A 20226-nucleotide genomic window follows, 5' to 3' on the forward strand; every position below is an offset into this window, starting at 1 on the left:
GAGCCGAGCGCTTCCACACTTCGGAGTCCCGCCCCCGGAGACCCGAAGTCCCAGTCAGGGAGAACAACAGCAATGACGTTCAACAACGGGACGACGACGTCCCAGGGCCCAACCGCGGGGGCCGCCCGGACGCCGGGCTACGCGGGAACACTGGCTGCCGCCTGCGGCGCGGTCTTCGTGGCACAGACCGCGAACGCGCTGCCGGCCTCGCTGAACGGACTGTTCCAGCAGGACCTCAACACCCACGGCTCACAACTGACCTGGATCACCGCGGCGTTCATGCTCGCGGTGGTGTGCTTCGAGTTCACCTTCGGCGTCCTCGGCGACCTGTTCGGCCGCCGCAGGCTCGTCCTGGCGGGTACCGCGCTGGTCGCCGCGGGCAGCACGGTCGCCGCCCTCGCCCCTTCCGTGCAGGTGCTGTGGATCGGCGCCGCCTTGAACGGCCTCGGCGCCGGTGCCATGTTCCCCGGTTCGCTCACCGCGCTGACCGCCGTCACCCGTGACTCGCGCCAGCGGTCCCACGCTGTCGCCGTGTGGGCCGGGTTCCTGTCCGCCGGTGCCGCCGTGTCGCCGCTGATCGGCGGCATGTTCGCCAAGGTCGGTTCCTGGCGCGGCTCGTTCTGGGTGCTCGTCGGCCTGGCCCTGGTCAGCATGGCGCTCACCGCCACGCTGGCCACGGAGTCCAGGGCGCCCGAGGGCCGCAAGCTCGACGTGGCCGGTCAGATCACCTTCGCGATCGGCCTCATCCTGGTGCTGTTCGCCGCCGTCGAGGGCCCCGAGTCCGGCTGGACGACCCTGCCGGTCATGCTCTCCCTCGCCCTCGGCGTGGTGATCCTCCTGGCCTTCGTGGTGGTCGAACTGGGCGCGGAGTCCCCCATCTTCGACCTCCGGCTGTTCCGCAACCGCGCCTTCGCCGTCTCCTCCCTCGCCGCGGTCATCGGCATGCTGGCCTTCCTCGGCGCCTGCTTCGCCTCCAGCATGTGGCTGGGCCCGGTGCAGCACCAGGACCCGATCCGGGTGGCACTGCCCTTCCTGCTCCTGCAGGGACCGGCGTTCGTCCTCATCCCGGTCGTCTCCCGGCTGCTCCACCGGGTCGCCCCGGCCTGGCTGCTGACCTCCGGTTTCGTGCTAATCGCGATCGGCGCCCTGATGTGCACGCAGTTGGACGTCACGAACACCGACCTCGGCCCGTTCCTGCTGCCCGCCCTGCTGATCGGCATCGGCTTCGCCCTGAGCGTCAGCTCCGTGACGGCCGTGGCGCTCAGCAGCGTGCCCGCGCATCTGTCCGGCATGGCCAGCGCCACCACCAACATGCTGCGCGACCTGGGCTTCGCCCTCGGCCCGGTGGTCGTCGGCGCGGTCGCCCTCAGCAACGCCGGCTCGGCCTTCACGTCCAGCCTGTCCGGGGCCACCACCCTGTCCAGCGGCGACGCGATGGCGGCCCGTCAGATAGCCGAGGCGGGCGGCCCCATCGCCGTCAACAGCCTGCCCGCCGAAGCCCCGGGCGCCGCCGCCCACGGCCTGGCCCTGGACGCCCTCGGCACCGGCTTCAGCACGGCGTACCTGGTCTGCGCGGTAGCGGCCCTGGTCGCCGCGGCCCTCGCCGCCCTCGGCATGATCGGCATCCGCTCGGACGCGGCGAACGAGGCGAAGACCTCGGCCACGGTTCCCCCGACCGAATGGGCGGAGCCGACGGCCGACGCCGCCCGCCCCTGACCACCACGTCCACACCCGAACCCGCGCCCGCCGGAGACCGTGTCCGGCGGGCGCGTCCGCCTTTGCCGCCGGACGGATGCCCGGCGGCAAACCCGCGCGCCGGAGCATGAGTTGACCGCTCCGGCGCACTGCGCTGCCGGTTCCTGTGGCTGATCGCACAAAAGGCGCCCTGGCGTGCCCAACCCCCGTTCTGCGATGCTTCGTTCCGACAAGCGACGGCGGAACGAGGAAGCCGGTGGGAATCCGGCACGGTACCGCCACTGTGTAGGGGGAGCGACTCCGCCCATGGCCACCGTCCCGCAAGGGGTGGGAAGGCCGGAGAAGCTGTGATCCCGAGTCAGGAGACTCACGCCGTCGCACCTCGAAGTACGGGGCGGATTTCCCCGAGAGAGGCGGTGGCACTCGTGTGCCTGTGCAGGTGTGTCGGCGGCCGTGGGCTGCCCGTGTTCCGTCGGAGCCGTCGCGTGACGAGTGACGTGCCCTTGCTCCGCTTCCGGTTCTAGCGAGCCTCCCTCCCCTTTCTCAACGGGCCTTCCCCGTACGCCCCTTCACCGCACCGCCACCGCGTGCCGCGCGCTGCCGGTGCGTCTGTCACGCATGCCATCCGGAGCTGCCTGTGTCCGTACGTCGTTCCCTCCTGCCCTCGGCCGCCGCCGTCCTCACCACCGTCCTCGCCCTCACGCTCACCGCGTGCGGTGACCCCGATGCCCCCGCCGGCGCCAAAGCGCAGGCGCCGCAGGCTGGTTGCATCAAGGACTTCGACCCGGGCACGGACTACTTCCCGGTCAAGTCGCAGGTGAAGCACGCCAAGAACTTCACCCTCCGCTACGAGAAGAGCTACCAGGTCCTCACCGTCAAGGAGCCCTACCCGAAGGGCAGGCCGGAGTCGTACGTCCTGGTCAAGTGCGGTGCTCCGAAGCCGGAGTTGACGGGGGCGCTGGCCAAGGCGCAGCAGATCACCGTGCCGATCAAGAGCCTGTACTCCGCCTCCACCACCCATCTGCCGCTGCTCACCGAGACCGGCACCCTGGACGTGCTGACCGGTGTCGCGAGCAAGGCGAACATCTCCTCCGCCGAGGTGATCGAGCGGGTGGAGGAGGGCAAGGTCACCGAGTACGCCAAGGACCGCGCCATCAACGCCGAGACGGTCATCGGCGAGCAGCCGGACGTCCTGATGACCCAGGGCACCGACGACCCGCAGTACCCGAAGCTGCGTCAGGCGGGAATCGCGGTGGTCGCCAACGCCGAGTGGCTGGAGCCCAGTCCGCTCGGCCGTGCCGAGTGGGTGAAGGCGATGGCCGCGCTCACCGGCGCGGAGAAGCGGGCCGACGAGCTGTTCGACACCGTCGAGGCCGACTACCGCGAGGTCGCCGAGAAGGCGGCCAAGGTGTCCGAACCCGTACAGGTGCTGCCCGGCACGATGTATCAGGGGACCTGGTACATGCCCGCCGGGGGCAGTTACGCGGCCCGGCTCATCAAGGACGCCGGCGGCACCTACCCCTGGTCGGGCAAGGGTGGTTCCGGGAATCTCCAGCTCAACTTCGAGGCCGTGTACGCCAAGGGCGGCGACGCCCCGGTCTGGCTCGCCGACCAGCGGTGGAAGTCCACCGCCGACGCGGAGAAGGCGGACCCCCGGTACGGGAAGCTGAAGGCCGTCAGCGACGGCGAGGTCTGGACGAACACCAAGGCGCTCGGCCCCGGCGGCGGCAACGAGTACTACGAACGCGGCGTCCTGCGCCCCGACCTGGTCCTCGCCGACCTGTTCGCGCTGCTCCACCCGGAGCAGGCGAAGGGCCACACCTTCACCTTCTACCGGCAGGTGCCCAAGGCATGACGACGGCCCTGGCCATCGAGCCCGAGAAGCCGGCAGCGACGCGACCGGGGCGGCGGCGCGCTGCCGTCGTCCTGGCCCTCGCGGCCGGTACCGCCGCGCTGTTCGTCCTCACCGTCGCGACCGGCTCCCACCGGGTGCCGGTCGCGGAGGTGGTACGGGTCCTGCTGGGCGGCGCCGCGAAGGACCCGCGCTGGACCGTGATCGTCGAGGAGGTGCGGCTGCCCCGCGCGCTGACGGCCACCGCCGTGGGCGCCGCCCTCGCGGTGGCGGGCGTGCAGATGCAGACGCTGTTCCGCAACGCGCTGGCCGATCCGTACTCCCTGGGCGTGAGTTCGGGCGCGAGCATGGGCGTCGCCGCCGTGGTCGTCGGCACCGGCGGGGTCGCCGGGAGCTTCACCGGGGACCTGGCCGGTCTTGGGCGGGTGGGTGTCGTCCTCGCCGCCTCGATCGGCGCCGCCGCCGTACTGGCGCTCGTGCTGCTGCTGTCGCGCTGGGTGCGCTCGGCCGTCACCCTGCTGGTCATCGGCGTGATGATCGGCTCGGCGGCCACCGCCGTGGTGGGCGTGATGCTCGTGTACGCCCGGCCCGAGCGGGCCCAGCAGTTCGTGATGTGGGGTTTGGGCAGCTTCGGCGCCACCACCTGGCCCGACCTGAAGGTGATGCTGCCGGTCGTCGGCGCCGGGCTGCTGCTGGCCGCGCTGACCGCCAAGCGCCTCAACGCCCTGCTGCTCGGCGAGGACTACGCCCGCACCATGGGCCTGAACGTACGGCGCAGCCGCGACCTCGCCCTGCTCGGCACCTCGGTGCTGGCGGGCGCGGCCACCGCCTTCTGCGGCCCGATCGCCTTCCTGGGCCTGGCCGTTCCGCACCTGACCCGGGTGGCCCTCGGCACCTCGGACCACCGGGCGCTGATCCCCGCGTCCATGCTCGCCGGAGCCTTCCTGGCCCTGGCCTGCGCGCTGCTGAGCCAGCCGCCGGGCACCGACTCCGTGCTGCCGCTGAACGCCATCACCTCCCTGTTCGGCGCACCCGTCGTCATCACGTTCCTGATCCGCAGCCGCCGCGGCGTACAAGGAGTGGCCTCGTGACCGAGACGCTGACCGAGACAGCGGCCCAGCCGGGGATACGGACCGGTGGTCTGGAGACCGAGGAGCTGACCGTCGGCTACCGCGCCCGCTCACGGTCGTCCCGTGCCGTGCTGTCGGGCCTGGCCCTGCGCGCCGCCCCCGGTGAACTGACCGTCCTGCTCGGTCCGAACGGCGCCGGGAAGTCCACCCTGTTGCGCACCCTGTGCGGGCTCCAGCCGCCCCTGGAGGGCCGTGTCCGGATCGGCGGCGCGGATCTGGCGCGGACCTCACCGGCCGCGCTCGCCCGTCGGCTGGCGGTCGTACTCACCGACCGGGTGGACGCCGGGCTGCTGTCCGTACGGGAGCTGGCCGGGCTCGGGCGCCATCCGCACACCGGGTTCACCGGCCGCCTCACGGCCGCGGACCACGCGGCCGTCGAGTGGTCGCTGAAGGCGGTGGGCGCCGACCACCTGGCGGACCGGCCGGCGGCGGAACTCTCGGACGGTGAGCGGCAACGCGTGCTGACCGCCCGCGCGCTCGCCCAGGAGCCCGAGGTCGTCCTCCTCGACGAGCCGACCGCGTTCCTGGACGTGCCCTCGCGGGTGGCGCTCACCGTGCTGCTGCGCGACCTGGCCCGGGACAGGGGCCTGACGGTCGTGGTCAGCACCCACGATCTGGAGCTGGCGCTGCGCGTGGCCGACGCGGTCTGGCTCGTCGACCGCACGTCCCGCGTCCACGCCGGGGCGCCCGAGGACCTGATCCGCGGTGGCGCCGTGGCGTCCGCCTTCGACGCCGACCACCTCGCCTTCGACCCGCTCACCGGCACCTTCGGCCTGCGCCGGGCCACGCGCGCCGTCGTGGCGGTGGACGCCCCGGCGGACGTACTGCCCCTGGTGGAACGGGCGTTGGCACGCGAGGGCCTGTCCGTCGCGGGCCCCGGGGCGAGGGCCGACGCGCGGGTGAACTGGACAGGAGAGAACAGCTTCGCCCTCGTGGGACCGGACGCCCGTACGACGCGGGCGCACGGCTTCCACGAGCTGACCCGGACGGCGCGCACATGGTGACCCCCGAGGTCCTGGCGCGCATCGCCACGATCGGCCCGTACTTCGCCGTGGGCACCGGGCCCCGGCCGGACGGCTTCCGCCCACTGACCGAGCTGTACGAGGACGGGGCCGCGCTGGACACCTGCGTCCGGGCGGTCGCCGACCGCCTCGGCACCGACCGGCCCAGGGTCGCCGCCTCCACCCTGCACCTGGGCACGGCCTCCCGCCTCTGGTCGCTGGCCCTGGCCTGTGCCGCGTACACCGGACGCGTCCCCGACCTGCACCCCGGCCGCCTGTGGTGGCGCCTGCCCGCCTCGGGCCCCCTCGACCTGTGGCTGACCGCACCGGGCACCCTGGACGAGGAGGACCCGCGAACGGCCCTGCACCGCACGGTCGTCGTCGGCAACCTCACCCCCTGGGCGGACGCCGTCCGCCGCACGTACGGCCTCTCCCCGCACACCCTGCGGGGCAACGCCGCCTCCGCGCTGATCGGCGCCCACCGCGTCCTGCTCACCAGAGCGCCGCGCACCCGGTTCCCCGTCGTCCCCCTGGTCCGCGAACTGCTGGACCACCCTCCGCTGGCGGGAGCCGGCACGTACGACGCGGCCCCGGACCGGCCGCTGACCTTCCGACGCCGCAGTTGCTGCCTGTACTACCGCGTGCCGGGCGCGGGCACGTGCGGCGACTGCGTCCTGACCACCCACCGGGAGAAGACCCCATGACCGTCACCGAACCCACCGTCGTCGAGACGCCCTCGGGCGGCACCCAGCACGTCTGGCCGCTCCCGGTCGACGAGAAGACGCTCCTCGACCTGATCACGACCGTCTTCACCGACCACTGGCAGCACATCCACTTCGGCCCGATCATCGAGGGCGCCGCCTGGGAGGTCGGCGCGCCCGGCGCCCCGGCCGCGATCACCCTGAACGACGGGTACGTCACGGTCGACTTCGGCGTCTGGCACTTCCACCTGTGCATCGGGGAGCACACCGCCTCCGGCCCCGAGCTGGGCCGCGTCCGCCGCTGTTCGCGCGCCGAGCTGTACCGCGGCCTGGGCTCCGACGGGGCGCCCGTCACCTGGGGGATCCGCCTGTTCAACGGCCGCGACGAGCAGATGATGACGGTCCTGCTGCCCAACCCGTTCCTCACCGACCGCCAGGAGATCCTCGACACCCCCGATTTCGGCCGCCTCACCGCCTGGGACGCCCTCCGCGCCCGGTTCCTCGGCCTCGGCCCCGATCCCCTGGACCGCACGGGGAGCGGCTTCCGGCACGGCGGCTGACGACAGGGATCGCAGAACCCTCGCCGCCGTACTCCCGGCCAACTGCCGTCGGGAATCGGCTGGCAGACTTCCGGTGTGTTCCCCGCCCCGGTCGCCGCGGGCATGTTCGTGGACGACCCCGTCCGACCCTCATGAGAAGGCAGAGCCAGTGAACGACCAGGCACCCCAGCACCCGGAGTCCCAGTCCGCCATTTCCGAGCCGGAACTCGTGGGCTCCTCGCAGCCCCCGCTTCCCCCGGCCCCGCCCACGCAGCCCGGGGGCTGGTACGGCGCCCCGTCGGCCCCGCCCACACAACCCGCCGGCTGGTACGGGGCCCCGCCGGCCCCCCGGCGCAGACGCGGGCTGGTGATCGGCGCCGTCGCGGCGGTCATACTCCTCGCCGGTGGCGGTGTCACCTGGTGGGCGCTGACCCGCGACGGCGACGCGATCGACCACGTCGAGCTCTCCGGCGGCAAGCTGGTCAAGGACACCACCGACGCCTACGGCGGGGAGTGCGACGACACCGACGAGTACGCCTACAACGACTGCGAGGAGTCCGCGGACGCCGTCTACGAGTTCAAGTACAAGATCACCAACAAGGGAGACGGACCCGCCAATTACTCGGTGATCGTCAACGCCTTCGACGAGGACGGCGACTACGTCGGCCAGACCTACATCGGCGCCTCCCATGTGGCGGCCGGCAAGACCGAGACCGAGAAGAGCGAGTTCGACGAGTACACGACTCTGGAGGAGGGCCGCGAGCTGTCCGACATCGACTCAGTGAAGGTCGCGTGGGTGGAGCGGATGGCGCTGGCCAACTGATCTCAGGAGGGCGGGGCGGTCTCCCCGACGGCCAGGGCGATCCTGGCGATCAGCCCGTCGAGGACCTGCTCCGCCTGCTCCGGGTCGAAGTCCTCGCCCAGCCGCTTGCGCACGCCGTCGTCGCTGAGGAGGTGGTGCACGGTGGGGGTCACGCCGTGCCGGGCGAGGCAGTTGCGGGCGCACTGCAGGACGCAGCCGTCGACGGCGATGACCGGGCGGTCGCTGCGGGCCTTGCGGACGAGGCTCGGTACGTCACCTCCGACACCGGCGATGCACGACATCTCGGCGATGCCGCGCCGGTCGAGCTGGACGGCGATCCAGTTGGTCATCTGGGCCGCGCTCGAACAACCGGAGCAGGAGTAGACGAGGGGCAGGTCGCTGCGACGTTTCACACGGTGATGCTAGGCAGGGCGGGCGGCCCGGAGCATGGGGCCTTCGGGGCTGTGACCAGGGCCGTTCGGCCCCAGCGGTGGGTGGGCCGGTGTGGCGTTCAGCGCACCTGGATCACTCCGTGCGCGCCCCGTTCGGCGTCCGTCATGGCGTGGGTGACGAAGGGGTAGGTGCCCGCCTCGGGGAAGGTCAGCTCGACGAAACCGCCCGACGCGGGGGCGAGATCGAGGACCTGTGCGCCTCCGTGTTCGGCGCCTTGCGGGCGCAGGTCGTAGGCGCCCTCGCGGAAGACGGTGTCGAACTGGCCGCCCACGACGTGGAAGGCGCTGGAGACGTTCGGCCCGGCCGCCAGCACCCAGATCCGGACGCGTTCACCGGTTTTCGCGGTCAGCGGGTCGTGGTCGTACTGGTTGGCGTAGCCGTTGAAGGCGACCATGTCGTGCCGCTTGGCATTCACCTTGTCGGCGTCGGCCGTGCCGTTCTGCGGGCCCAGGTAGAACTCCGACTGGACCAGCAGGTATTCGCGGTCCACCGCCGGCAGGTTCGGCGGGTCGATGACGACGGCGCCGAACATGCCGTTGGCGATGTGCAGGGACATCGGCATGGTCGAGCAGTGGTACATCCACACGCCGCTGCGGGTGGCCGTGAATCGGTACGTCAGGGACTCGCCCGGCTGGATGGTGCGCATCGGGCGGTCCGGGGCGAGGGCTCCGGCGTGGAAGTCGACGGAGTGGCCGATGCTTCCGTCGTTGACGAGGGTGATCTCGAAGGTATCGCCGACCTTGCCGCGCAGGACGGGGCCGGGGGCGGTGCCGTCGAAGGTCCACAGGGTCTGGCGTACGCCGGGGGCGACTTCCGCCTTCGTCTCCTTCACGGTGAGGGTGCGCTTGTGCAGGGTGCCGGTGGCGGGCGGGAGTTGGGCGTCGCGGGCGGTGAAGCCCTCGGGCGGTTCGGCCATCGGGTCGAAGGCCTTCGCGGCGGATTCGCCGGTGCCGGTGGTGTGGTCGTGGGCCGTTCCGTCAGGGTCGGCGGCCGGGCTCGATGGCTTCCCGGTGCCCGTGGTGGGGTCGTGCGCGGCTCCGCCGTGGTCGGCGGCGGTACCCGACGGCTTCTCGGCGCCGGTGACGCGTACCGCGAACACCATGCCCATCTGCCGGTGGCCGACCACCGAGCACCAGCCCGACAGGTCCCGGCCGACGACTCCCACGTCCAGTGTGTCCCGCTTCCCGGGGCCGATCCGGTCGGTGCGGGCGCCGGTCTCCAGGACCAGGTCGTGGGTGTCGGTGCCGGTGTTGTGCAGCCGGATCACCAGCCGGTCCCCGGCGGGTACGTCGACCGAGGCGGGCGAGAACCGCATGCCGCGGATCGTCACATCGACCTTGGTGGTACGGCCTGTCGGTGTCACCTCGCGCCCGCCGTCCGCGCTCGTGGCGGCGGACCCGCCCACGACGGGCAGCGACCGTACGTCCGCCGCGCCGCCGCCCGCGACGGCCAGCACCACGACCGCGAGCCCGAGGGCGACGCCGCCGAGCATCCGGTGCCGGGGCGCGGCCGGGACCTCGGCGGGCGCCGGTCCCGTGCCGCGGCGGCGCCGGATGCCGCGTACGACGGTGAGTATGAGCAGGACGAGGAAGCAGAGCAGCATCGCCAGCAGCAGCACCGAGCACACCACCCGCACCAGGGACGGCACCGGGAGCACGCACAGCAGCAGCGCGGCGTTGGTGACGGCGAGGCGGGCGGGCCAGGCCCGTTCGAGTCCGGCGGTGGCGGCGCGTACGGCGGCGGGGCCGCCGCCCAGGACCACGGGGACGAGGAAGCTGAGGGCGCCGAGCAGCACTTGGGCGATCCATCCGGCCGCGAGCGGCGCGGTCAGCAGGGAGACGCGTTCCGAGACCGTCGGCCAGGACGTGGTGGTGAGGAGGATGCCGGCCAGGGCGGTGAGGGAACCGGCGAGCCAGCCGCAGCCCGCCGCCACCGACCAGGCGGCGAAGGAGCGGGGCGCCTTCGCGCGGGCCTCGCGCAGCCAGGGCCGCCCGGCGACGACCAGCCCGGCCGCGTACGCGACAACACCGGCGGCGGCGAAGGGCGGCGGGGCGAGCAGCGCGGCGGCCACGGCGGCGGCGAGCCCGGCCAGCAGGACGGGCAGGGCCGCGCGTCCCGCCCGTTCGGCGCCGTCCGCGACCCGGGTGCGCAGCATCGTCGGCCACAGGGTGATGAGGGTGCCCGCCACGGTGAGGCCGACCCAGCCCAGCAGGTTGATCATCTCGTGCGCGATCAGCAGCCGGTCGGACAGGTCGCCGGGGAGAGCGCCGCGGGCCATGAGCACACCGAGCGCCGCGCCCACAGGGAGCAGGGCGGAGGCGGCGACGTAGTAGCGCACGGTCATGGAGAACCGGCCGGGCAGGGCCCGCCGCAACAGCCGTACCAGCCATACGGCGTGGGCGGTGACGGCGGCGGCGACCAGGCATCCGCCGGCGAGTACGGCGTACCAGCGCTCGAAGAACATGCCGCCGATCACGCCGACGGCGCCGAGGTTCAGGCACACCAGCCGCAGCGCCGCCGGGGTGCCCCGGTTGGCCTCCGGCAGGCGGAGCACGGAGGCGGCGAAGTGGCCCGACCAGATGACGACGGCGTTGGTGACCGCGCCGAGCAGCAGGGCGTGGACGAGCAACCAGGAGGCGTGCGGCAGGAAGTGATGGGCGGTCGCGACCGCGGCGAACAGGCCGAGCCAGGCGAACACGATCGCGTTCACGCCGAGGTGCCACAGGGCGCGGGGGGAGCGGCCCGGGGGCTTCGGCGCGGGGCCACTGGTGGTGGCGGGGGACAGATCCGTGGTCACCGGGGGGTCCTCGAACGGTCGGGCTCGGCGGGGGTGGAGGCTCGGTGCGTCGCCCGCGCCGACACGGTCACCGCCGTCAGCAGGAACACCAGCACGGCGGCGATGTTGAGCACCCCGCCCGTCTGCCAGGCCCCCCTGACCTCCCTCAGGTCGCCGACCAGCACCCGCAGGGCCAGGGACAGGTGCAGCAGCCACGCCGCCACCGCGAAGGACGGGTGGTACGGCAGCGGGCGGCGCAGGACCGCGGGCAGGATCACCGGCGCGTGGGCCATGATCATCGGCATCACGAAGCCGAGGAAGACGGCGTGGACCACCGCGTCGTAGCGGGTGCCGTCGGTGACCGGACCGCCCAGCAGCCACAGCGCACCGGCCAGCCCCAGCCACGCGTACCCGGCGAGCAGGCAGGCCGCGGTGAAGCGGGGCAGGCCCGTGGAGCGCAGCAGGCGGCGGGCGACGTCGTGGGCGACGAGCCAGCCCACCAGGGCGAGCAGGGCGAGGCCCAGGATCAGCGTGCCCGCCGTCGGCCACATCAGGGTGCCGACGACACCCGTGACGACCGCGCCGACGCACGCCAGGAAACTCGGCTCCGCCGACGGCGCCAACGCCCCCACCCGCGCCAGCTCCAGCCGCTCCCCCGCGATCGTCAGCACGAGGAACGCCGCCAGCCACGGCAGCAGGCGCGGCACGTCCAGACCGCCGAGCCACAGCAGTGCCGCGCCCACGGCACACACCGCACCGGCGCCCTGGGCGAGCAGCGCCGCGCCCGGCTGCCGCCGCCAGAAGCGGACGTACAGGAGGCAGAGGGCGGTGCACCCGGCGACGAGCAGCAGGCGGGGCACGACCGGGTCGACCGGTGCGAGCAGGAGCAGGCCCCCGGCGCCCAGGCAGGCGGGGGCGGCGTACGGCAGGCGGCCGCCCAGGGCCACGGCCCGTTCCAGGGCGACCAGTGTGCCCGCGAAGCCGAGGACCAGCAGGATGCCGTGGACCTTGGGCAGCCGGTCGGCGGTGACGGGGGCGGGGAGTTCGAGGAGGACGAGCGCGGCATCGAGGCCGGCGAGCAGACAGAGGCCCGCGGCCAGCATCAGGGGTGCTCTTCGGGCACCGGCCCGGCGGGCGGCGGCGGTCACGGTTCGGCCGCCGTGGACAGGTGGAGCCGGCAGGCGTCGGGCTCCGCGAACGGCAGCAGCTCCACGTCCTGTTCCGCCTCGCTGAGGGCGCCGAGCGCGGCTCGGGCGAGCCCTTCGTGCACACCGCAGACGACACCGGGGTACTCACGGGCCGTCTCCACGAAGGGGCACCGCCGCAGCCGTACCCGCAGCGCCCGGTCGTCCTCCGCCTCGGGCGCGAAGCCGATCTCGGCGAGCAGGTCCAGCAGCCGGGTCCGCGCCGCCCTCGGGTCCGCCGCCCGCTCCTGTCCGGCGGTCAGCACGCGTCCCCAACTCTCGCCCGCGGCCAGCGCGTCCGCGCGCGGGTCGCCGCTGGAGCGGGCGATCTGGGCGGCGAGTACGGCGGCGAGGCCCGCGTACTCCCGTGCCGGGGACTCCTGCGGCGCACGCGCCCGGTAGCGCCAGGCGGGACGGCCGCGTCCCGACGGAGCGGACCGCTCCCGCGCGGCGAGCCCGTCGACCACCAGGGCGTCCAGGTGCTCGCGGACGGTGTTGACGTGCAGGGCGCACACCTGGGCGAGCACCGAGGCGCTCACCGGGGCGGCCTGGCCGCGCAGGTGCTGGAGCACGCCGCGCCGCTGCCGGGACAGGGGCAGCCGGTTCGAGCCGGTGCCGGGAAGCGGGCCGTTAATTTCCACGGACATGCCCGTACTATATCGCCGACACCGCAGCGCTCCCGGCCTCGCCCGTCTCACGGCGGTCACCACTCGCAGACGTAGGACGCCTGGTGCCCGGCACCCTCGCCCACGCAGGACGCCTGATGTCCGGCCCGCTCGGACACGCAGGACGCCTGGTGCCCGGCCCGCTCGCGGACCTGGGCGAACAGCTCCGCCGGCCGGATCCCCGGCGCCAGCGCGAGCAGCGGCAGTACCAGCCCGTTCTCCTTGGCCACGTGCTCCTCGAACAGCACCTGCAGCGCCCGCGCCTCGGCCACCGCGCCGAGCAGTGTGGGAGCGGCGGCCAGGGCGTCGACGAGCGCCGTCAGACTGCTGTGCTCGGCGACCAGGCTCTCGATCAGCAGACGGCTGTCGGGCAGCCGGCGCGCCGCCGGGTAGACCACGGCCTCCTCGGCCGCCGCGTACGGCAGGATCTCGCGCTCGCAGAAGGCGACGAGCCCGGCGCGGATCCCCTCCGCGGCCCCGGGGTCCCGCTCCGCCGCGTCGAGCAGCGCCGCCACGTGCCGGGCCATGTCCCCGGCCAGCCGGACCAGGTGCGCCTCGGCGGCTTCGAGGGCGGCGGCGTCCTCGGGGGCCGACGCGGAAGTGACAGCGCTCATGCGGGGTGCCTCCAGCGGTTCACGGCCGGTCGGACCGACCGGAGCGGGCAGGAGCCGACTCGTCCGCCACGTCCCGTACGCGTCGGCGCACCGCCCGCCAGCTTTTAAGCGGGGCTCCGGCGCCGGGACATGGCGGACAGCCGACCATCCGGCGGGAAGACATGGGACGACCGGATGGCGACCGGACCGGGAGCGCGTCGCGCCCACCACAGCGCCGGTGGATCACACGAGGCCGTGACACTGCCGTGGGTTTCGACGGTCCGTGGAGCTCCCGACCGGTCGCGGTCCAGCATTCACGCGCCGCTGCCTCCGGCACCTGGGCCGGACGGTCCACCGATCGGGCCCGCCTGGTGCTCTTCCGCGCGCCGAACAGGGCCGAACGGCCGTACCGGAAGAGGAAGACCGGCCCACTCGGCGCAGGCCCTCACCCGTCTACCGTCCGGCCTCATGGACAACGGCCCGCACTCGGACCACGCGCACCTCCGCACCCGGCACAACCGCCCGGCCCCCGCCGGACGGCCGGTGCGTCGATGTCAGGCGTGCTGACGGGCCACGAGGCGTGAGCCACGTCTTCCCCCCGTCGTCCGGTACGGCGAACGCCCGCTCGGGGCGCGAACCGTGGCGCGCGCACAGCCGCCCCTCCCCGCTCCGGTCCGCCCCGCCGGCCACGCCTCACGAAAGACGCGCCATGATCCTCGAAGACCTCCGCACGGCCTGCCGCAAGGACCCGGCGCTGCACGGCGTGCACACCGTCGAGGTCCTGCTCTACCCGGGGCTGTGGGCGATCTGGACCCACCGGATCGCCCACCGGCTGCACCGCCTCGGCCTGCCGTTCCTGCCCCGGCTGCTCTCCCAGCTCTGCCGCGCGCTGACCGGCGTCGAGATCCACCCCGGCGCGGTCATCGGGCGCCGCTGCTTCATCGACCACGGCATGGGGGTGGTCATCGGCGAGACGGCCGTCGTGGGCGACGACGTGATGCTCTATCACCGGGTGACGCTGGGCGGCACCGGCTGGTGGACCGACGCGAAGGGCGCCCGACGCCACCCCACCGTCGGCGACCGGGTCGTCCTCGGCGTGGGCGCCACCGTGCTCGGCCCGGTCCACGTCGGCCACGACACGACGGTGGGCGCGCACGCCCTGGTACTGCACGACGTCCCCGCCCATTCCTGCGTACGCGCCGCCCAACCGCACACCACGGCCCGCACGCGGGCCCACCCGCCCGACACCGGCCGGGCCTGCGAACCCCCCGCACCGCGCACCCCCGACACCGCCCGAGGACGACGCCCATGACCGCCATCCATCCCTCCGTCACCGCGCTGATCGGCCGCACACCCCTGGTCGACCTGCGCCGCTACGGCGCCGGTCTCCCGGTGCGCCTGGTCGCCAAGCTGGAGTCCGCCAATCCCGGCGGCAGCGTCAAGGACCGCATCGCGCTGGCGATGATCGAGGCCGCCGAGGCCACCGGCAGACTCCGGCCCGGCCAGCGGATCGTGGAGCCGACCAGCGGCAACACCGGCATCGGCCTCGCCATGGTGGCCGCCGCCAAGGGCTACGACGTCACCTTCACCATGCCGGAGAGCATGAGCCTGGAACGGCGTGCCCTGCTGCGCGCGTACGGCGCCGAACTCGTCCTGACCCCGGCCGCCGGGGGCATGCGCGGCGCCGTCGCCCGGGCCGCCGAACTGGCCGAGCGGCACGGCTGGTTCATGCCGCAGCAGTTCGCCAACCCGGCCAACCCCGACGCCCACCGGCGCACCACCGCCCAGGAGATCTGGCAGGACACCGAGGGCCGCGTCGACGTACTGGTGGCCGGTGTCGGCACCGGCGGCACGGTGACCGGCGTCGGACAGGTGCTGAAGGAGAAGAACCCGGAGGTCACGGTGGTCGCCGTCGAGCCGGCGGACTCCCCGGTCCTGTCCGGCGGCGCCCCCGGCCCGCACCGCGTCCAGGGCCTCGGCGCCGGCTTCGTCCCCGACGTCCTCGACACCGGGGTCTACGACACCGTCTGCCGCGTCTCCGTCGACCAGGCCCAGGAAGCGGCCCGCGCCCTGGCCCGCACCGAGGGCATCCTGGCGGGCATCTCCAGCGGCGCGGCCCTGCACGCGGCCGTCACCGTCGCCCGCCGCCCCGAGCACCGCGGCGCCCTGGTGGTCGTGGTCCTGCCCGACACGGGCGAGCGGTACCTGAGCACGGACCTGTTCGCCTGACGGCACCGCCCCACACCTGACACGAGCCGGGCCGGGCGCCCAGGTCGCCCGAGCCAAGTGGCATGCCTTTGCCTCCCGGCGTGGTCTAGCTTGGCAGGGGGCCGCCCGCCCCTGCCCGACCGTGCTGACCGTGCTGAAAGTGAGGCCCCAGGTGCACATCGCCCCTCTCGGTCCCGACGATCCCACCGAGCTGGGCGGCTACGAACTGCTCGGCCGGATCGGTCAGGGCGGGATGGGTCAGGTGTACCTGGGTGAGTCGCCGGGCGGGGAACCGGCCGCCGTGAAGGTGATCAAGCCGTCCGTGGTGGACTCCGAGACGCGCATGAGGTTCGCGCAGGAGGTGGAGATCCTCAAGACGATCGGGGGCGCCCGGATCGCCGCTCTCCTGGACGCCGACCCGGACGCGGAGCGGCCGTGGCTGGCGACCGAGTACGTCGAGGGCCTCGACCTCAGCCGTCACGTGGCCGCCCACGGTCCGCTGCCCCCGCTGCTGGTGGCGGCTCTGGGCGCGACGCTGGCCGAGGCCCTGGCCGGCGTGCACCGCCAGGGTCTGCTCCACCGCGATCTGAAGCCCGCCAATGTGCTCCTCGGTCCGAACGGACCGAAGGTGATCGACTTCGGGCTCGCGGTGTTCGCGGAGTCGAACGTGTCGCTGACCGCGCCGCACACGGTCGTCGGCACCCCCTCCTGCATGCCTCCCGAGCAGGCGAACGGGGAGAAGCCGCTGACCCCGGCGGTCGACGTGTACGCCCTGGGCGCGGTGCTGCTGTTCGCAGCCTCGGGCCATCCGCCCTACCGCGCCCACACCATCCATCTCCTCTTCCACCAGGTCGTCGACCCCACGGTCGCCCCGGACCTGTCCGGGGTCCCGGACGAGCTGGCGCCGCTGCTCGGCGCCATGCTGGCCCACCGCCCGCAGGACCGCCCGGGTCTCCCCGCCGTCGTCCGCGGGTGCCGCACGCTGATCGAAGCCCAGGGGCTGAAGGTGGCCCAGGCGCGCCGCAAGCTCACCACGTACTCGGCCGCTCCGACGCATGTCCTGGACGACCTCCTCGCCCTCGGCCGCGTGTCCGCCCCCGAGGCCCGGCCCACCCGTGCACAGCAGGACAGCGCCCCCGTGGTCCCACCGACCCCCGCCCCGGCACAACCGTCCGCCGACCCCCGCCTCCTGCTCCGCCGTGACCACACCTCCCCGGAGCCGTCCGCCGACACCCCCGCACCACAGCCGCCCGCCCGCGCGGTAGGGGCCGAGGACACGGCCGGCGCCCCGGCCGCCACCCCCCTCTCCCCCCTCTCCCCCCACCGCAAGCCCGACCGCCCCTCCCTGCGGAGTTCGGCGCAGGCCCGGATCACCGCGCGGCGGCTGCGTGAGGCGTATGCGGCCAGTGCGCCCTTCTGACCCGTACGCCCCTCGCGACCGGCGATAATGGGCGGGCCCTGGAGGAGGGGCCGCCCGTACCCGCACGCACGACCCGCTTCAGGAGGCCACCGGTGACCGCCGTCCAGACCAGCGTGGAGCAGACCGGCGCGGAGCAGGCCGGTGCCACGACCGGCCAGGACCAGTACCCGGCCGGCGCCCTGGTGGTGGTGCGGGACGAGGAGTGGCTGGTCAGAAGCTCGATGCCGACGTCCGACGACGGCACGCGCATCGAGGTCACCGGAGTGTCGGAGTTCGTCCGCGACCAGGAGGCCGTGTTCTTCTCCCGCCTGGACCGGATCGAGCTGCTCGACCCGAGGGCGACCAGGCTCGTCATGGACGACTCCCCGAACTACCGCCGTTCCCGGCTGTTCCTGGAGGCGGTGCTGCGCCGCACCGCCCTGCCCCAGTCCGAGCACCGCCTGGCGCTCGCCGACTCGTTCCTGATGGACCCGCTGCCCTACCAGCGCCGCCCCGCCCAGCTGGCGCTGTCCGGCGCCAATCTGCGCCCGCGTCTGCTGATCGCGGACGTGGTGGGGCTCGGCAAGACGCTGGAGATCGGGCTGACCCTGGCCGAGCTGATCCGGCGCGGGCGGGGCGAGCGCATCCTGGTGGTCACCCCGCAGCATGTGCTGGAGCAGTTCCAGCACGAGCTGTGGACGCGGTTCGCGATCCCGCTGGTGCGTCTGGACTCGGTGGGCATCGAGCGGATCCAGCGGGAGATCCCGGCGGGCCGCAATCCGTTCACGTCGTTCAAGCGGGTCATCGTCTCCATCGACACCCTCAAGAACACCGACCAGTACCGGCACCACCTGGAGCAGATCCGCTGGGACGCGGTGGTCATCGACGAGTCGCACAACTTGATCAACCGCGGTTCGCTGCGCAATCAGCTCGCGCGCACGCTCGCTCCCCGTACGGACGCCCTCATCCTGGCCTCCGCGACCCCGCACAACGGCGACGCGAAGTCCTTCGCCGAGCTGATCCGGCTGCTGGACCCGGTCGCGATCCGCGACCCGGAGAACTACCGCGCCTCCGACATCGAGCACCTGTTCATCCGGCGGACGAAGATCAGCCCGGAGGTCCGCGAGCAGATGAAGGGCCAGTGGGCCGACCGGGGTCCTTCCCGTTCGGTGCACTGCCCGGCCACCGAGGCCGAGGAGCGGATCTTCGAGGAGCTGGCCGCCGTCTGGCTGCCCGCGGACGGCGCCGCCTCGGTCAGTTCGGTCCCCCTCTTCCCGTACACGCTGCTGAAGTCGTTCCTCTCCTCCCCGGCGGCGCTGCGCGCCACGGTCGCCGCGCGGATCAGGACGCTGGAGAAGAAGGAGGACCGGCGGGGCACGGAGGCCGAACTGGCCGCGCTGCGGCGGCTGTCGGAGCTGGCCGCCGGGCTCGACGAGAAGAATTCCGCGAAGTTCGCCGCCCTGGTGCGGCAGTTGCGCGACGAGATCGGGGTGGGCCCCGGCTCCGAGGCGCGGGTCGTGGTGTTCTCCGAGCGGGTGCAGACCCTGGAGTGGCTGGCCGGGGTGCTGCCGGCCGCGCTCGGCTTCCGCGGTCGCGCGGCCCGCGACTGCGTCCGTGTCATGCACGGCGGCCTCTCGGACGAGCAGCAGATGGACCGCGTCGAGGAGTTCGGCCTGGCCGACACCCCCGTCCGGGTCCTGCTCACCGGCGACGTGGCCTCCGAGGGCGTCAACCTGCACCGCCAGTGCCACCAGCTCGTGCACTACGACGTGCCCTGGTCGCTGATCCGCATCGAGCAGCGCAACGGCCGTATCGACCGCTACGGGCAGGCCCGCCCGCCGGAGTTCCGGGCGCTGATCCTCACCAGTGAGGTGCCGGGCGCGAAGGACGACACGGTGGTCGCCGAGCGGCTGCTGGAGCGCGAGGACGAGGCGCACCGCGCGCTGGGCACGGCGGAGGCGGTGACCGGCCTGTACCGGGCGGAGGCGGAGGAGCGATCCCTCATCCAGGATCTGCTGCGCGGCCGGACCGTCGACGAGTCCCTGGACACGCCCCGCTCCGGGGGCGACGGCCAGGACACCGGTCTGGAGGACTTCCTCGCGGACTTCTTCGGCTCGGTGGACGCGACGGCGGGCGCGGACGCAGAGCCGGGGGCGGACGGAGAGCCGGGAACGGACGCAGAGCCGGGAACGGACGGAGAGCCGGGGACGGACGGGAATCCGGGTACGTACCCGGACGGCGCCCCGGCCGCGGCCCGTCGCCCGTCACCGGACGAGCACGCCGACCCGAACCCGGTGCTGCCCCGCCTCTTCGAGTCCACCGCCCACTTCGTGGACGAGGCGCTGCGCGAGGTGTACCCGGACGCCCGCGACCGGCTGGAGCTGGACCGCGACTCGCAGTCCGGGCTGATCTCCTTCCGCCCCCCGGCGGAGCTGGTCCACCGTCTCAAGGCGCTGCCCTCGGACTACCTGCGCGAGCAGCGGCTGCGGGAGCGGCTGCTGGTGACCTTCAACCGCCGTCTCGCCGAGCACTCGCTGCAGCGGGCCCGGCAGTCCTCCACGTCGAGCTGGCCCGAGATCTCCCTGCTCACCGACCTGCACCCGGTCGTGGAGTGGCTGACCGACAAGGTTCTGGTCGGTCTGGGCCGCCAGGAGGCGCCCATGATCACGGCGAACGTGGCGGAGCCGGTGTACCTGGTCCAGGGTGTGTACTCCAACGGGCTGGGCAGGCCCACCGTCGTGAAGTGGATGGGTGTGAGCTGGCGTGAGGCCGCCCACGAGGGCCTGGCCGTCGACGACATGGTGACCCTGCTGCGGCACGCCGGTGTCACCCCCGACATGCCCAACAAACGGGGTTACCGCGATCCCGAACCCCTGCGCGCGGCCCTGCCCCGGGTCCTTCAGACGGCCGAGGCGTTCCTCGACACCCACCGCGACGCGTGGGACGAGCCGCTGCGCCGCCCCGTCGAGGAGTACAAGCAGCGGCTGGGCGCCTGGGAGCAACCCACGCTGGACGGGCAGCGCACCCGTGAACGCCTCGTGGATCTCGCCGACTCGCTGCTGACGACGGGCAGGCCCCTGCTCCGGGTCCTCGCGGTGCTCATCCCGGACACCGACGCGCACCCGGGCGGCAGGGACCACGACGGCGGTCCCCCGGTCTCCCTCGCCGCCGACTCGTGGGCCGCCTTCCGTCATTCGCCCTCGTCCGCCGCCCTGTGACCCCGGTCTG

The 20226-nt window shown here is 73.5% G+C and carries 16 protein-coding genes and 1 riboswitch; of the genes, 11 read left to right on the forward strand and 5 right to left on the reverse strand.

Annotation, left to right across the window (positions count from 1 at the left end; translation table 11 throughout):
* Positions 1–72 precede the first annotated feature (72 nt).
* From ACZ7L7_RS17225 to ACZ7L7_RS17255, 7 genes are all read left to right on the forward strand, one after another.
* The gene (locus ACZ7L7_RS17225; RefSeq protein ID WP_472076314.1) at positions 73–1716 is read left to right on the forward strand and encodes an MFS transporter; all 1644 of its coding nucleotides are present in this window, start codon (positions 73–75) and stop codon (positions 1714–1716) included.
* A 183-nt stretch (positions 1717–1899) separates the two neighbouring features.
* Positions 1900–2084: riboswitch (cobalamin riboswitch) on the forward strand.
* Positions 2085–2332: 248 nt separating this feature from the next.
* Positions 2333–3550, forward strand: coding sequence for an ABC transporter substrate-binding protein (locus ACZ7L7_RS17230; protein WP_472076316.1), 1218 nt, complete (start codon positions 2333–2335; stop codon positions 3548–3550).
* On the forward strand, positions 3547–4638 hold the full coding sequence (locus ACZ7L7_RS17235) for a FecCD family ABC transporter permease (RefSeq protein WP_453602450.1): 1092 nt from the start codon (positions 3547–3549) through the stop codon (positions 4636–4638). The genes ACZ7L7_RS17230 and ACZ7L7_RS17235 overlap by 4 nt, the downstream gene beginning before the upstream one ends.
* Complete coding sequence (locus ACZ7L7_RS17240; RefSeq protein WP_472076318.1) at positions 4635–5681, forward strand: ABC transporter ATP-binding protein; 1047 nt, start codon at positions 4635–4637, stop codon at positions 5679–5681. The genes ACZ7L7_RS17235 and ACZ7L7_RS17240 overlap by 4 nt, the downstream gene beginning before the upstream one ends.
* Complete coding sequence (locus ACZ7L7_RS17245; RefSeq protein WP_472076320.1) at positions 5675–6382, forward strand: (2Fe-2S)-binding protein; 708 nt, start codon at positions 5675–5677, stop codon at positions 6380–6382. The genes ACZ7L7_RS17240 and ACZ7L7_RS17245 overlap by 7 nt, the downstream gene beginning before the upstream one ends.
* Positions 6379–6939, forward strand: a complete 561-nt coding sequence (locus ACZ7L7_RS17250) for a DUF7676 family protein (RefSeq protein ID WP_472076322.1) — start codon at positions 6379–6381, stop codon at positions 6937–6939. Before ACZ7L7_RS17245 ends, ACZ7L7_RS17250 begins: the two co-directional genes overlap by 4 nt.
* A gap of 148 nt (positions 6940–7087) precedes the next feature.
* Positions 7088–7741, forward strand: coding sequence for a hypothetical protein (locus tag ACZ7L7_RS17255; RefSeq protein ID WP_285513420.1), 654 nt, complete (start codon positions 7088–7090; stop codon positions 7739–7741).
* A gap of 2 nt (positions 7742–7743) precedes the next feature.
* On the opposite strand, the gene ACZ7L7_RS17260 is transcribed toward ACZ7L7_RS17255, so the two are convergent.
* The 5 genes from ACZ7L7_RS17260 to ACZ7L7_RS17280 form a co-directional block, all read right to left on the reverse strand.
* Positions 7744–8133, reverse strand: a complete 390-nt coding sequence (locus tag ACZ7L7_RS17260; protein ID WP_285513419.1) for a putative zinc-binding protein — start codon at positions 8131–8133, stop codon at positions 7744–7746.
* Positions 8134–8231: 98 nt separating this feature from the next.
* Positions 8232–10970: a multicopper oxidase domain-containing protein gene (locus ACZ7L7_RS17265; RefSeq protein ID WP_472076324.1), complete on the reverse strand. Its 2739-nt coding sequence runs from the start codon at positions 10968–10970 to the stop codon at positions 8232–8234.
* On the reverse strand, positions 10967–12097 hold the full coding sequence (locus ACZ7L7_RS17270) for a hypothetical protein (protein WP_472076326.1): 1131 nt from the start codon (positions 12095–12097) through the stop codon (positions 10967–10969). Before ACZ7L7_RS17270 ends, ACZ7L7_RS17265 begins: the two co-directional genes overlap by 4 nt.
* On the reverse strand, positions 12094–12780 hold the full coding sequence (locus ACZ7L7_RS17275; protein WP_472076328.1) for a helix-turn-helix transcriptional regulator: 687 nt from the start codon (positions 12778–12780) through the stop codon (positions 12094–12096). The genes ACZ7L7_RS17270 and ACZ7L7_RS17275 overlap by 4 nt, the downstream gene beginning before the upstream one ends.
* Before the next feature lie 56 nt (positions 12781–12836).
* Positions 12837–13412, reverse strand: coding sequence for a hemerythrin domain-containing protein (locus ACZ7L7_RS17280; RefSeq protein ID WP_472076330.1), 576 nt, complete (start codon positions 13410–13412; stop codon positions 12837–12839).
* Positions 13413–14100: 688 nt separating this feature from the next.
* Between ACZ7L7_RS17280 and epsC the strand changes: the two genes are divergently transcribed.
* From epsC to ACZ7L7_RS17300, 4 genes are all read left to right on the forward strand, one after another.
* Entirely contained in the window at positions 14101–14703 is a 603-nt protein-coding gene (gene epsC / locus ACZ7L7_RS17285; RefSeq protein WP_285513414.1) for a serine O-acetyltransferase EpsC, read from the forward strand.
* The gene (gene cysK / locus ACZ7L7_RS17290; RefSeq protein ID WP_472076332.1) at positions 14700–15620 is read left to right on the forward strand and encodes a cysteine synthase A; all 921 of its coding nucleotides are present in this window, start codon (positions 14700–14702) and stop codon (positions 15618–15620) included. The genes epsC and cysK overlap by 4 nt, the downstream gene beginning before the upstream one ends.
* A 130-nt stretch (positions 15621–15750) precedes the next feature.
* Positions 15751–17019: a serine/threonine-protein kinase gene (locus ACZ7L7_RS17295; protein WP_472076334.1), complete on the forward strand. Its 1269-nt coding sequence runs from the start codon at positions 15751–15753 to the stop codon at positions 17017–17019.
* Positions 17020–17111: 92 nt separating this feature from the next.
* Entirely contained in the window at positions 17112–20216 is a 3105-nt protein-coding gene (locus ACZ7L7_RS17300) for an SNF2-related protein (RefSeq protein ID WP_472076336.1), read from the forward strand.
* Positions 20217–20226 lie beyond the last annotated feature (10 nt).

The organism is Streptomyces sp. NPDC110618 (assembly GCF_055657065.1).